This is a genomic window from Tissierellales bacterium, from assembly GCA_025210965.1.
Taxonomy (GTDB): Bacteria; Bacillota; Clostridia; order Tissierellales; family JAOAQY01; genus JAOAQY01.
In genome coordinates this window covers 1-14,069 of the sequence record JAOAQY010000084.1, presented here as the reverse complement: position 1 = coordinate 14,069, position 14,069 = coordinate 1, and the positions used below count along the sequence as shown (strand labels likewise).

Annotated in this window: 13 protein-coding genes; all 13 read left to right on the top strand. The window is 33.5% G+C overall.

Annotated elements, in window-relative coordinates; genetic code table 11:
* Positions 1-775 (top strand): transcription termination factor NusA (gene nusA, locus N4A40_06210; protein ID MCT4661441.1); only part of this gene is annotated, 775 nt, incomplete at its 5' end.
* Positions 776-788: 13 nt separating this feature from the next.
* Positions 789-1,058: a YlxR family protein gene (locus N4A40_06205; GenBank protein ID MCT4661440.1), complete on the top strand. Its 270-nt coding sequence runs from the start codon at positions 789-791 to the stop codon at positions 1,056-1,058.
* Positions 1,048-1,368 (top strand): ribosomal L7Ae/L30e/S12e/Gadd45 family protein, encoded by a 321-nt coding sequence (locus N4A40_06200; protein ID MCT4661439.1) that lies wholly within the window; start codon positions 1,048-1,050, stop codon positions 1,366-1,368. The genes N4A40_06205 and N4A40_06200 overlap by 11 nt, the downstream gene beginning before the upstream one ends.
* Positions 1,369-1,389: 21 nt before the next feature.
* Positions 1,390-3,390 (top strand): translation initiation factor IF-2, encoded by a 2,001-nt coding sequence (gene infB, locus N4A40_06195; protein MCT4661438.1) that lies wholly within the window; start codon positions 1,390-1,392, stop codon positions 3,388-3,390.
* A gap of 13 nt (positions 3,391-3,403) precedes the next feature.
* A complete protein-coding gene (gene rbfA / locus N4A40_06190; protein MCT4661437.1) occupies positions 3,404-3,775 on the top strand; it encodes a 30S ribosome-binding factor RbfA in 372 nt (123 codons plus the stop codon).
* The gene (locus N4A40_06185) at positions 3,756-4,733 is read left to right on the top strand and encodes a bifunctional oligoribonuclease/PAP phosphatase NrnA (protein MCT4661436.1); all 978 of its coding nucleotides are present in this window, start codon (positions 3,756-3,758) and stop codon (positions 4,731-4,733) included. The genes rbfA and N4A40_06185 overlap by 20 nt, the downstream gene beginning before the upstream one ends.
* Entirely contained in the window at positions 4,730-5,614 is an 885-nt protein-coding gene (gene truB / locus N4A40_06180; protein MCT4661435.1) for a tRNA pseudouridine(55) synthase TruB, read from the top strand. The genes N4A40_06185 and truB overlap by 4 nt, the downstream gene beginning before the upstream one ends.
* A gap of 2 nt (positions 5,615-5,616) precedes the next feature.
* A complete protein-coding gene (locus tag N4A40_06175; GenBank protein ID MCT4661434.1) occupies positions 5,617-6,543 on the top strand; it encodes a bifunctional riboflavin kinase/FAD synthetase in 927 nt (308 codons plus the stop codon).
* An 84-nt stretch (positions 6,544-6,627) separates the two neighbouring features.
* Positions 6,628-6,894 (top strand): 30S ribosomal protein S15, encoded by a 267-nt coding sequence (rpsO, locus tag N4A40_06170; GenBank protein MCT4661433.1) that lies wholly within the window; start codon positions 6,628-6,630, stop codon positions 6,892-6,894.
* Between the two features lie 183 nt (positions 6,895-7,077).
* Positions 7,078-9,165, top strand: a complete 2,088-nt coding sequence (locus tag N4A40_06165) for a polyribonucleotide nucleotidyltransferase (protein MCT4661432.1) — start codon at positions 7,078-7,080, stop codon at positions 9,163-9,165.
* Between the two features lie 70 nt (positions 9,166-9,235).
* Complete coding sequence (locus N4A40_06160; protein MCT4661431.1) at positions 9,236-10,516, top strand: insulinase family protein; 1,281 nt, start codon at positions 9,236-9,238, stop codon at positions 10,514-10,516.
* Positions 10,517-10,526: 10 nt separating this feature from the next.
* Positions 10,527-12,770, top strand: a complete 2,244-nt coding sequence (locus tag N4A40_06155) for a DNA translocase FtsK (GenBank protein MCT4661430.1) — start codon at positions 10,527-10,529, stop codon at positions 12,768-12,770.
* A 69-nt stretch (positions 12,771-12,839) separates the two neighbouring features.
* The gene (gene mnmH / locus N4A40_06150) at positions 12,840-13,913 is read left to right on the top strand and encodes a tRNA 2-selenouridine(34) synthase MnmH (GenBank protein MCT4661429.1); all 1,074 of its coding nucleotides are present in this window, start codon (positions 12,840-12,842) and stop codon (positions 13,911-13,913) included.
* Positions 13,914-14,069: the final 156 nt, after the last annotated feature.

Genomic DNA, 14,069 nt, shown 5'->3' with positions numbered 1-14,069 from the left:
GATATTTGAAGAATACAATAGTCGTGAGTCTGATATAATTACAGGAATAGTTCAAAGAGTTAATAAAAACAATGTTTTAATTGACTTAGGAAAAACAGAAGGTATTATACTTCCTAGTGAGCAGATTCCAGGAGAATACTTTAAACAAGGTGACCGTGTTAAACTTTATTTGCTAGAAGTTAAAAAGACAACTAAAGGACCGCAGGTTTTATTATCTAGAACACATCCAGGTTTGGTAAAGAGATTGTTTGAATTAGAAGTGCCTGAAATACATGATGGAGTAGTTGAAATATTTAATATTTCTAGAGAAGCAGGTTCACGTACTAAAATAGCTGTATTTACAAATGATGTTGAAGTTGATCCAGTGGGTTCATGTGTTGGACACAAAGGTACAAGAGTAAAAGCTATTGTAGATGAATTGAAGGGCGAAAAAATAGATATAGTTACTTGGAGTGAAGATGTTAAAGTATTTATTTCTAATAGTTTAAGTCCTGCACAAGTAATATCTGTTAATGTAGATGAAGAAAATAAATCTGCATTGGTAGTAGTTCCAGATTATCAATTGTCATTAGCAATTGGTAAGGAAGGTCAAAACGCTAGATTAGCAGCTAAATTGACAGGATGGAAAATAGACATAAAAAGTGAAAGCCAATATGAAGCTAGTGAGGCAGAGCTTGAAAAAGCACCTGTTGAACAGTTAGATGCTGATGCAGAAGAAGTTGAAGTAGCGGAAGAAGTTATAGAAACAACTGAAGAACCAATAGAAGAGATTTAATGGAGGCAGTGAAATGGCTAAAAAAATCCCTTTGAGAAAGTGCGTAGGTTGCGACGTTAGAAAGACAAAAAAAGAGTTGATTCGCGTTGTACGAAATAAGGAAGGCGAAATAAGCTTAGATACTACAGGAAAAGCAAATGGAAAAGGTGCATATTTGTGCCCAAATTCTGAATGCTTTGAAAAAGCATATAAAAAAGATTTGCTAAGCCGTGCTTTTAAGGAAAAAGTTTCAAATGAGATATATGAAGCTCTATTGGAGGAAATTAAGAAGTATGAAGAATAACGGAATTCAAAAGATATATTCTTTATTGGGAATAGGACGACGAGCAAATTTAATTAGAACTGGTGATTTCGCTGCATTAGAGAGCGTGAAAAAAGGAAGTTCGTATCTAGTTATATGTTCAGAAGATGCAAGTGAAAATACACAGAAAAAGTTTAAAGACAAATGCAATTATTATGACGTAGAACTGATAGTTATAGGTGAAAAGGAAGAATTAGGAAAAGCAGTTGGCAAAGAGCTAGTTGCTGTTGTCTCAGTAAATGATTCAGATTTTGCTGATGCGATTATGAATAGTTATAGAAAAATCACCTAAAATTTATGGAGGTGGTTAGACATGCCAAAGAAAAGAATCTATCAATTAGCGAACGAACTAAACATAAGCAGCAAAGAATTAATGGAAAAATTAACCGAACTCGATATTAAAGTTAGTAGCCATATGAGTACTTTAGAAGAAGACGAGTGCGCATTGTTACTGGAATTGTTAGGAGATGAAGTAAATACAGTGGTAGATCAAAATGAAAATAAGGTACCAACTCAAGTTGAAGAAGTTGAAGAAATAATTGAAGAAGTTCAAGTAGAAGTGGATCCTAATGCTATAGAAGTTGAAGCTAGTATGACTGTAGGAGATTTTGCAGAATTATTAGATCTTAAAGCAGCACAAGTTATTACAGCATTGATAGGATTAGGTATAATGGCAACTATCAATCAAGAAATTGATTTTGATACGATGTCATTGATTGCAGAAGATAATGGTAAAGCTGTTAGATTGAAAGAAACAACAGTAGAAGATGAAACAGATGGTTTAGACTTTGAAGATGCTGAAGAGGATTTAATGCCAAGACCACCTATTGTTACAGTTATGGGACACGTTGACCATGGTAAAACATCGTTATTAGATGCTGTTCGTCAAACAAGCGTTACTAAAGGTGAAGCTGGTGGAATTACACAGCATATAGGTGCATCGACTATTAGAGTTAAAGGTGAAAAAATAGTATTTTTAGATACACCTGGTCATGAGGCTTTTACATCAATGCGTGCTAGAGGTGCTCAAGTAACTGATATAGCTATATTGGTTGTAGCAGCTGACGATGGAGTAATGCCACAAACTGTAGAGGCCATTAACCATGCTAAAGCAGCAGACGTTCCAATTATTGTTGCTATAAATAAAATGGATAAAGAGGGTGCGAATCCTGACCGTGTAATGCAAGAAATGACTGAGCATGGTTTAGTACCAGAGAGCTGGGGTGGAGATGTAATTATGATTCCAGTTTCAGCGCATACTAGAGAAGGATTAGATGAGTTATTAGATATGGTACTTCTTGTAGCTGAAATGCAAGAACTTAAAGCAAATCCAGATCGTAAAGCAGTAGGTATAATCGTAGAGGGTGAATTGGATAAGGGAAAAGGTAGTGTAGCTACTGTTCTTGTTAAAAAAGGAACTCTTAAGGTTGGAGATGCTGTCGTAGCAGGAACAGCAAGTGGTAAAGTTAGAGCCATGATTGATGACAAGGGTAAAAAAGTTAAAAAAGCAGGACCATCTATACCAGTAGCAATATTGGGATTGTCTGAAGTTCCTAATGCTGGAGATCAACTTTATGCAGTAAGCAGTGACAAAATTGCTAGAGAAATTGCTCAAAAGAGAAGAGATTCAGAAAGAGCTGAAAGATTACAAGTAAATAAAGCTGTTACATTAGAGGATCTTTTCAACCAAATTAAAGAGGGTGAAATTAAAGATCTTAATGTAATCATCAAGGCTGATGTTAAGGGTTCTATTGAAGCTGTTAAACAGTCTCTTGTAAAATTAAGTAATGAAGAGGTAAAAGTTAATCCAATTCATGGTGGTGTTGGTGCCATTACTGAAGGAGATATAATGCTTGCATCTGCTTCAAATGCAATTGTTATTGGTTTTAACGTAAGACCTACTAATACTGCACTTGACGCAGCTAGTAGAGAACATGTAGATGTTAGAACATATAGAATTATATACAAAGCGATTGAAGATATAGAAGCTGCTATAAAAGGTATGCTTAAGCCTGAATTTAAAGAGGTAACTCTTGGTCGTGCTGAAGTTCGTGCAACATTTAAAGTTCCAAATATTGGAGTTGTTGCAGGGGTATATGTTCAACAAGGTAAGGTTACAAGAAAATCTAGTCTTAGACTATTAAGAGATAATATAGTAATTCATGAAGGTGAAGTAGCATCGTTAAGAAGATTTAAAGATGATGTAAAAGAACTTTTAACAGGCTTTGAAGGTGGTATAGGAATTGAAAATTACAACGACATCAAAGATGGAGATGTAATAGAAGCCTATATCATGGAAGAAGTCGAGAGATAGAGTAGGTGATAAAATGGGACAAAATAGAGCAATGCGCGTAGGCGAGCAAATTAGGAAATTGATTAGTGAGTTGATTTTCAAAGGGCAAATTAAAAACGCTCAGCTTTCTACACTTACAAGTATTACATCAGTAGAGGTCTCTGGAGATTTGAAGTATGCAAAAGTATATGTTTCTGTTTTAGGTCAAGAAGGCGAGCGAAGAGATTCAATAGAAGCTTTGGAAAAGTCTAAAGGCTTTATCAGAAAATATATTAGTCAAAATATGAAAATTCACCATGTACCAGCATTGACATTTGAATTGGACACATCAATCGAAAATGGTATTTACATGGCCAAAAAAATTGATGAAGTTTTAGGAGGAAAGAATGATCCCGATGAAGATTGATTTTGATTTAGCCCAAAAAGTAAAAAAACTTTTATCTGAGGCAAAAACAATAGCAATTCTTTCACACATTAGTCCTGATGGAGATAATGTAGGGTCAGTATTAGCCATGGGCCACGCGCTCATGGCTAATTGTCATGCCGAGGTAAAGTGGATAAAAACAGATGAGATCCCAGAGCATTTGATGTTTTTATCTGGAACAGATGATTACATAGCAGAGATTGGATCTAGTTATGATATAGCAATAGTTGTAGATTGTGGAGATTTAGACAGATTGGGTGCGTATAAGAATATAAAAGAACATGCTAAGATTGTAATAAATATTGATCATCATCAAACGAATACTAAGTTTGGGGATATTAATATAGTAAAGCCTAATGCAAGTTCTACAGCCGAATTAGTTTTCACATTATTAAAAACTATTGAATTTAAAATTACTAAAGAATGTGCAGAAGCGCTATATACTGGAATATCAACTGATACAGGAAGTTTCAAATACAGCAATACAACATCGTATACTCATGCATTAGCGTCTGAGCTTATAGATTATGGTATTGACGTAGGAGCTATAAATGTATTTCTTTATCAAAATAAAAGTTTTGATAAAATGCAATTGTTTATAAAAAGTGTAAATCAAATGTCATTTTACAAAGATAGACAAATAGCGATTACTTATGTAGATCAAAATATGCTTGATGAGACAAAAACAGAGATGAACGATTCGGATGGAATAGTTGAATTTGCACGAAATATAAGAGGTGTTGAAGTAGCTTGCTTGATAAAGGTGCATGAAGCTGATGGCAGAATCAAATGTTCGTTTAGATCTAAAAACAGTGTAGATGTATCCAAATTTTGTGAAGCACACAATGGTGGCGGACATGTTAGAGCTGCTGGTTGTACGTTCGAAACGACAGACAAGCAAATGGTTATAGATGCTATAATGAAGGAGATTGTATTATGAAAATAGCGGGTGTACTAAATGTATTGAAACCTGCTGGAATGAGTTCCCATGATATAGTGTATTTTGTTAGAAGACAATTGGGAATAAAGAAAGTAGGGCATACTGGAACTTTAGATCCATATGCAACAGGAGTTCTTCCAATATGTATAGGAAAGGCTACTAAGGTTAGTCAGTTTTTATTAAATGAAAGAAAAGCTTATAGAGCCGAATTGAATTTAGGTTATAGCACAGATACTCAGGATGCTTATGGAGAGATATTGAAGCGCTCAGAGTATATTCCAAATGAGGAAGAAATACGTGAAGCAGTATTGTCTTTTGTGGGTGAAATAGATCAAGTACCTCCTATGTATTCAGCATTAAAAGTAAATGGAAAGAAACTTTATGAGTTAGCACGAGAAGGAAAAGAGATAGAGCGAAAGTCTAGAAAGATTACGATTCATGATATAGATATAGTAAAGATTGAAGGGCAAAAAGTTATGTTTGATGTGTTATGTTCGAAAGGAACTTATATAAGAACACTCTGTGTAGACATAGCGGAAAAACTTAATTGTAGTGGACATATGAGCTTTTTGATAAGAACTCAGACTGGTGATTTTTACTTAAAAGATGCACTTACACTTGAGGAAATTGAGAATATTGAAAAAGAAGAATTGCCGATGCGTTCGATAGATGATATGCTTAATGAATATCCTAAATTGATAGTCGACGATGAATACTACAGCTTAATTATGAATGGCGGAAAGTTATCTATGACTAAAACTGTAAAAGTAGGAGTGTCCTATCGAATTTACTGTAAAGATGAGTTTTTAGGACTTGGAAGTGTTCATAATAAAGAAAAGCAGTATTTTTTGAAAATGGATAAATTGTTAGTGGGTGAGTAATTATGGAATTGTTGCGCAAACATGAGAGAATACATGAGGAAATAGCGGTTTGCTTTGGAAATTTTGATGGGGTACACCATGGTCATCAAGCGCTTATCAAAGATATGATAGAGTATTGTGATCAAAAGGATTATAAGAGTATGGTTTATACCTTTGCAAATCATCCCATGGAAATAATAGCTCCTGCTAGGAATTTTCATTATATACAACATGTTGGACAAAAAGCTGAAAGTTTAAGAGATTTAGGGGTTGACTATCTTTGTCTTAAGACATTTGATGAAAACACTATGAATTTGAGACCAAAACCGTTTTTAGATGAATTAATTTATTATTTTAAAATTAGAGCTATATTTATAGGCTTTAATTATAGGTTTGGCAAAAATGGCGAAGGCGATATAGAATATTTAAAAAAATATGGTGAAAAACACAATATAGATATATTTATAGAAGAATCATTTTGTGAATTCGGAGAAAGAGTATCGAGCACTAGGATACGAGGCTTGATTCATGAAGGGAAAATAAAAGAAGCTAATGTTCTTTTGAGTAGACCGTATTCTATAATAGGTACTGTTAAGGCAGGAGCTAAAGTTGGTAGAACTTTAGGATTTCCAACTGCAAATATAAAACCTATTGAAAAATATGTCTTACCCAAACGGGGAGTATACCATACAAAGGTTAGATGGCATCAAAAAATTTATGATTCAATAACTAATGTAGGGTATAATCCGACGTTTGAAGATCGTGAGTTTTCTATAGAAACCCATATAATGAATTTTGATGAAAATTTATATAATGAAGAAATTGAAGTTTTATTTTTTGATTTTATTAGAAATGAGAAAAAATTCAATTCAAAAGAAGAGTTAATAAGCCAGATTGATAATGATATCAATCAAGTGTTGAAATGTAAAGATAAATATGATAGAATCTAAATGTTAGGAACCTTATCCTATGCTTTTCGACACCTCGACGATTGTCATGGAATAGGGTCTATATATATTAAAGGAGGAAACACAATGATTACAACAGAAAAGAAATTAGAAATCATCAACGAGTACAAAACACACGAAGGAGATACTGGTTCTCCAGAGGTTCAAGTAGCATTATTAACTTATAGAATTAATGAGTTAAACGATCACTTGAAAATGCACAAGAAAGATTTCCATTCAAGAAGAGGTCTTTTGAAAATGGTAGGTAAAAGAAGAGGTCTTCTTAACTACTTAAAAGAAGGAGATATCGAAAGATACCGTTCATTAATCAAGAGATTGAACTTGAGAAAATAGTTCGGATATATTCGGATCGAAATAGGGAAATGGTAGATCCATCCCTTCACAAAATAGAGCGGGATTTCCCCGCTCTATTCTTTTAATGACCTATATAGAAACATAGACTCTGTTAAAGCATGAATTTGTTAAATCAAATTTATTCTTTAGCAGAGCCTAATAGATTAGGAGGTTTAATATTATATGAAAAAAACATTTGAATACGAATTAGCTGGCAGAGCGCTTAAAATTACTACTGGTCAGACTTGTGAGCAATCTAATGGATCGTGTTGGGTACAATATGGCGATTCAGTAGTTATGGTAAATGTAAATGCTTCAAAGGGACCAAGAGAGGGCATTGATTTCTTCCCTTTAAGTGTAGAATTTCAAGAAAAAATGTATGCAGCGGGTAAATTCCCTGGTGGTTTTATAAAAAGAGAAGGTAGACCAAGTGAGAAAGCTATCTTGACTGCAAGACTGATTGATAGACCAATTAGACCGTTATTCCCAGAGGGATATAGAAATGACGTTCAAGTTATTGCAACACCACTTTCAGTAGATGAGGACAATTTGCCAGAACACATGGCTATGATTGGTTCATCTATAGCACTTTCAATTTCAGATATTCCTTGGAATGGTCCAACAGCGGCTGTTGGCTTAGGTTTGGTTGATGGCGAGTATATTGTAAACCCAACAGCTGAGCAAAGAAAATTATCTAGAATAGATCTTACAGTAGCCGGAACTAAAGAAGCTATAATGATGGTAGAAGCTGGATCTAAAGAAGTTAGTGAAGAGGAAATGTTAAAAGCCATTTTAACAGCTCATGAAGCTATCAAAGGCATCTGTACATTTATAGAAGAAATTGCAACTGAGATTGGAAAAGATACAGCGGATGCAGAAATTTTCAAAGTAGATGATGAAATAATGAATGCTGTTAGAGATTATTCGGCAGAGAAGTTAAGAGAAGCATTGTTTACTGTAGAGAAGCAAGAGCGAAATGATAAAATAGATGCATTAAGATCGGAAGTTAAAGAACATTTTGCAGAAGTATACCCAGAGATGGAAAAACAAATAGGAATAGCTTTCCACGATGTGGAAAAAGAAGTGGTTAGAACTATGATTACAGTTGATAAAGTTAGACCAGATCATAGAAAATTAGATGAAATTAGACCAATTAGCTGTGAAGCAGGATTACTTCCAAGAACTCATGGTTCAGGTTTATTTACAAGAGGTCAAACTCAAGCACTTACAATTACTACTCTTGGTGCTGCTGGAGATGCTCAGACTATTGATGGTTTGGGTGAGATGGAAGTCAAAAGATATATGCATCAATACAACTTCCCTCCATATTCAGTTGGAGAGACTGGATTTATGAGAGGTCCTGGTCGTAGAGAAATAGGTCACGGTGCTCTTGCAGAGCGTGCCTTGGTTCCAGTATTACCTAGCGAAGAAGATTTTCCATATACTATAAGATTAGTATCTGAAGTATTGAGTTCAAATGGTTCTTCATCACAAGCAAGTATTTGTGGTAGCACATTGTCATTATTAGATGCTGGTGTTCCTATTAGAGATTCGGTAGCAGGTATTGCTATGGGTCTTATAAAAGAGAATGAGCATGTAGCTATATTATCAGATATCCAAGGTTTAGAAGATCACTTAGGTGATATGGACTTTAAAGTAGCTGGAACTAAAGATGGTATCACAGCTATACAAATGGATATAAAAATTGATGGTATTGATGAGGCTATATTGAGAGAAGCATTAGAACAGGCTAGACTTGGAAGACTTCATATACTTGGAAAGATGAATGCAGTAATTGATACTCCAAGAGAAGAATTATCAGAGTATGCACCTAGAATCATGACTATGAATATAGATCCAGATAAGATTAGAGAAGTTATCGGAGCTGGTGGAAAGACTATTACTAAGTTGATTGAAGACTGTGGTGGTCAAGACAATATTAAATTAGATATAGATAATTCTGGTTTAGTTATGATAGCGACAAATGATGCAGCAGCTGCTGAAAAAGCAGTTAGCTTAATAAACGCTATAGTAAAAGATCCAGAAGTTGGAGAAGTTTATACAGCTAAAGTTGTTAGAATCATGGACTTTGGAGCATTTGTTGAATTTATGCCAGGCAAAGAAGGATTGGTTCATATTTCAAAAATTGCAAAAGAACGCGTTAATAAAGTAGAGGATGTTCTTTCGGTTGGCGATGAAATTACCGTGAAAATCATTAAAATTGATGAAAAAGGTAGAATTAACTTATCGAGAAAGGATACTTTAGAGTAATAAGCTCGGTAAAAGGCATAAATCGATGATTTATGCCTTTTTATATAATTAAAAAGAAAGAAGGCTATACATGATTAAGAATTATTTTTTAAAAAACGGAGTACAGGTTTTAATAGAACCACTTTCTCATGTTAAATCTGCATCAATAGGCTACTGGGTAAATACAGGATCTGTACAAGAACAAGAAAATGAAAAAGGTGTAGCACATTTTATAGAACATATGCTGTTTAAAGGCACTGAAAGTAGATCTGCTAAAGAAATAGCTACTAGTATGGATCATATTGGAGGACAATTAAATGCGTTTACTTCAAAGGAATGTACATGCTTTTATGCCAAAGTATTAGATGAGCATATAAATGTAGCAATAGATGTAATTGGTGATATGATTCAAAATCCACTTTTTAGTGAAAGAGATATCACAAGAGAAAAGGGTGTCGTGTTAGAAGAAATTAGTATGTACGAGGATTCGCCAGAAGATATTGTGCATGATGAACTAGCTAGATTAGCATATTCAGGTCATGCGCTGTCTATGCCAATTCTTGGAACGGTTGAATCTATAGAAAAAATGACACGAGAAGACATATTAGGATATTATAATTGCCATTACAAGCCTAAAAATTTGGTAATAGTAATAGTTGGTCATGTTGAAGAGACTAGTGTATTAGAATTACTAGAAAAGAGTATAGGTCAATGGGATACTAAGTGTGACAAGAAAATAGAAGTTGGAAAAGAAATATATACTGGACTTCAAAATTCTTTTAGAACAAAAGATATAGAGCAATTCCATACTTGTATAGGTTTCCCAAATGTTGAAAGAGAGAGCAAAGATTATTATGCTATGTTAGTTCTAAACAACATAGTTGGTGGAAGTATGAGTTCAAGACTTTTTCAAAAAATTAGAGAAGAAATGGGTATGGTGTACTCTATTTATTCGTATCCAACAAATTATAAAAACTCTGGAATGATGACTATTTATGCTGGTATGAATCCTAATGAAGCATTAAATGTTATAAATACTATTTTTGATGAAATCAGGATAATTAAAGAGAATGGTATTGAAAGCCAGGAATTTGTGACAGCGAAAGAGCAATTAAAGGGGAATTATATACTAGGCCTAGAGAGTACTTCTAGCAGAATGATCAGCTATGGTAGAGGGCAGATTTTAAATAAAAAAATCAAAACTCAAGAAGAGGTTTTGAAAAATATTGAGGCAGTTAGAGAAAAAGATATTGAGAAGTTAATTCCAAAAGTTTTTGATTATGAAAAGATAAATATATCTTGTATAAGTAATATGGCTAAAGACAATCCATTTTATGTAGAATTGGAAGAAAAATTAAAACTCCTAAAATAAGGAGGTAATTATGATAAAGAAAACAGGTAAGAAAAAGGAAAATTCAAAATTAGAAAAAAAACTTGAAAAAAAAGCGAAGCCAAGTGCTAAAAAGAACAAGCAAGAACCTAGTTTATTGAAAAATGTCATAGGGACAATTGTATTTATAGGAATGGGCTTGTTAACACTAGTAAGTGTATTCAATCTTTCTGGTGGGATATTATTGATATTTATAAGAAAACTACTTTTTAACTTAATTGGTATGGGGGCATATACTGCGCCGTTAGTTTTGATACTAGTAGGAGTGCTTTACCTATTACGAAATAAAGTTGAAGATGTTTATCAAAAAATAATTGCACTTAATATAATATTGGTTGTAATAATTAGCTGGCAAGATATTTATCTTACACCTTATTTACACGATGGAGCGGGTTTGTTTGAGAGATTTTCTTATGCTAAAGCGCTTGCCGAGAGTGGCATTGGTGGAGGGCTAGTAGGCACATTTATAGGTTATATACTCCTTAAGTTTTTTGGAATACTTGGAAGTTATATAGTATTATCAGTAGCGGCTATAATAGCTATTTTACTTGGTGCTCATAAACTAGTATTTTCAAAGCTAAAAGCGTTTTTTAATAAAGAAAAACAGATCAACAAAAATAAGAAAAAGAAAAAAGAAGATAAGAATCTTAAAAATACAAAAAGAACTAAATCCAAGCCAATTCTAGAGAAAAAAGAAATTAAAATAATGGACTATGCTAATAAAGTTTCAGAAACTCAATGTAAGAAAGAAAATTCTACCGAAACAAAAACAGACGAGTCAGAAGAATCTATTTTAGAACAGATTAATAAGGATGATATTCTTTATACGAATTACGAGTACCCTTCAGTTGATTTTTTGAATAAAGTTGAAAATCAAGAAGACGGAAATAACAACGAAAAGTTAGAAGAGGCAAAGAAACTTGAAGAGGTACTTTCGAGCTTTGGAGTAGAGACGACAGTAAATCAGATAAGCATAGGACCTACGATAACTAGATACGAGCTTGAAATAGCTCCAGGTATAAAAATAAGCAAGATAACAAATCTTTCTGCTAATATTGCTTTAGGACTTGCTAGTACGGATATTAGAATAGAAGCTCCTATTCCAGGAAAGGCAGCTGTGGGAATAGAAGTTCCGAATAAGAGCCGAAGACCAGTAGTTTTTAGGGAAGTTTTGGATACTGATGCTTTTAATCAAATTGAAACGAAGATTCCATTTGCTATAGGGAAGGATATTTCAGGAAAACCGCTTGTTGTTAACTTAGAGAAAATGCCACATTTATTGATAGCAGGGGCAACAGGTTCTGGAAAAAGTGTTTGTATAAATACCTTGATTGCTAGTATATTATACAAATCATCTCCAGATGAAGTTAAGTTTATAATGATAGATCCTAAAGTTGTTGAGTTAAATGTTTATAATGGAATACCTCATTTACTAATTCCTGTAGTAACGAATCCAAAAAAAGCCGCAAATGCTCTTAACTGGGCAGTACAGGAAATGACTGAGCGATATCAAAAATTTGCTGATTTAGGAGTAAGGGATTTTTCAAGCTATAATGAAAAAATGGAGAAGAGCGAGAAATTACCGCAAATAATTGTTCTAATTGATGAATTAGCTGATTTGATGATGGTATCACCTGGAGATGTTGAGGATAGTATATGTAGGCTGGCTCAGATGGCAAGAGCTGCAGGGATACATCTTATAATAGCTACTCAAAGACCATCAGTTGATGTTATAACGGGGACAATAAAAGCTAATATACCATCAAGGATTGCCTTTGCAGTTTCATCTCAAACAGATTCTAGAACAATACTTGGATTCGGAGGAGCAGAAAAACTCTTAGGAAGAGGAGATATGCTGTATTTCCCAGTAGGAGAATCAAAGCCTATTAGGCTTCAAGGTTCATTTATTGCAGAAAATGAACTAAATGTGCTTTTGGAGTTTTTAAAGAATCAAAAGGTAGATGATACGAATCCTTATGCTGAGAAAATAGATGAAGCTATAAATAAAGAAACTATTTCTACAGATGGAGAGGATTATGATGAATTGTTGGATAAAGCAATTGATATAATATCAGAGCACGAACAGACTTCTATTTCATTTTTGCAAAGAAAATTGAAGGTAGGATATGCTAGAGCTGCTAGGATAATGGATCAACTCGAAGAAAAAGGTGCTGTAAGTGGTCATGAAGGAAGTAAACCACGAAAAGTACTTATAGATAGTGAACAAGAAATATAATATTAGATATGAGCTTGTTAAGTTGACGTTAACAAGCTCATTAATTTGAATTAGAATGGGAGATTTAATATGCATACGTATAGTTTAGATGAGGTTTTATTAAAAAAAGAATTTTTGCTAGTGGATGTTAGAAGTCCGGAAGAATATGAGGAAGATACAGTTCTCGGTGCTATAAATATGCCAATACTAGATAATGAAGAAAGAAAAGAAGTAGGATATTTGTATAAGCAGGTAGATCCATTTGTAGCGAAAAGAAAAGGCCTTGAGATAGCATCAAAGAAATTTCTAGATTACTTTGATTTTGTAATGGAAAATAAAGATAAGTATAAAAACGTGGTATTCTTTTGCTATAGAGGAGGGCTTAGAAGTCAAACTGTGGCCAAAACACTTAGCTTGATGGGGCTTAAAGTAGGTTATTTAAAAGGCGGATATAAAAATTATAGACAGCATGTACTTAGAGAATTGCCTAAGGCTACTAAAAAAATAGAATTACTTGGCTTACAGGGGCTTACAGGAGTAGGGAAGACTAAAATACTTTGTGGTCTTAAAGAACAAAACATACCTATTTTAGACTTGGAAAGATATGCTCAAAATAGTGGATCTGCATTTGGCAGTATAGTATATGCAAAGGGTTCATATATATCACAGAAAAAGTTTGAGTCAAATTTGTATGAGGCTATATTAAAGGGTGGAGAAACCACTTATTATGTTGAGTGTGAAAGTAAGAGAATTGGAAGAGTTGTTCAACCTGAGTATTTTTATAAAAAGCTGAAAATGGCTTCTAGAGTACTTATAGAAACTGAATTTTCTAATAGAGTACAAATCATCTATGATGATTATGTGCGTATTGGAGATGAAAAAAATCAGGAATTGTTATTAGGTGCAGTTAAAAGCTTAAATAAGCGATTAGGAAATAAGGTTGTTGATGAACTTTGTTCATATATTGAGAAGGATGAACAAGAAAAAATGATAGAAGTAATGTTAAGAGATTATTATGATCCTTTGTATATCCATTCTATAGAAGAGGATAGACCATTTATACATGAATTTAAATTCGATACAATAGCAGATGCTGTAGAACATCTTAAAGAGTATTGGTTAGAAAATCATAAGAGAGAGGAAGTTGTTGATGAAAGCAATTAGTTTTATTACGTTAGGGTGTTCTAAAAATACAGTAGACTCAGAGGTTATGATGTCTATTGCTAAAAATGCAGATTACAAAGTAACTACAAATCTTATAGAGGCAGATTATATAGTTATAAATACTTGTAGTTTTATAAATGATGCGAAAGAAGAGTC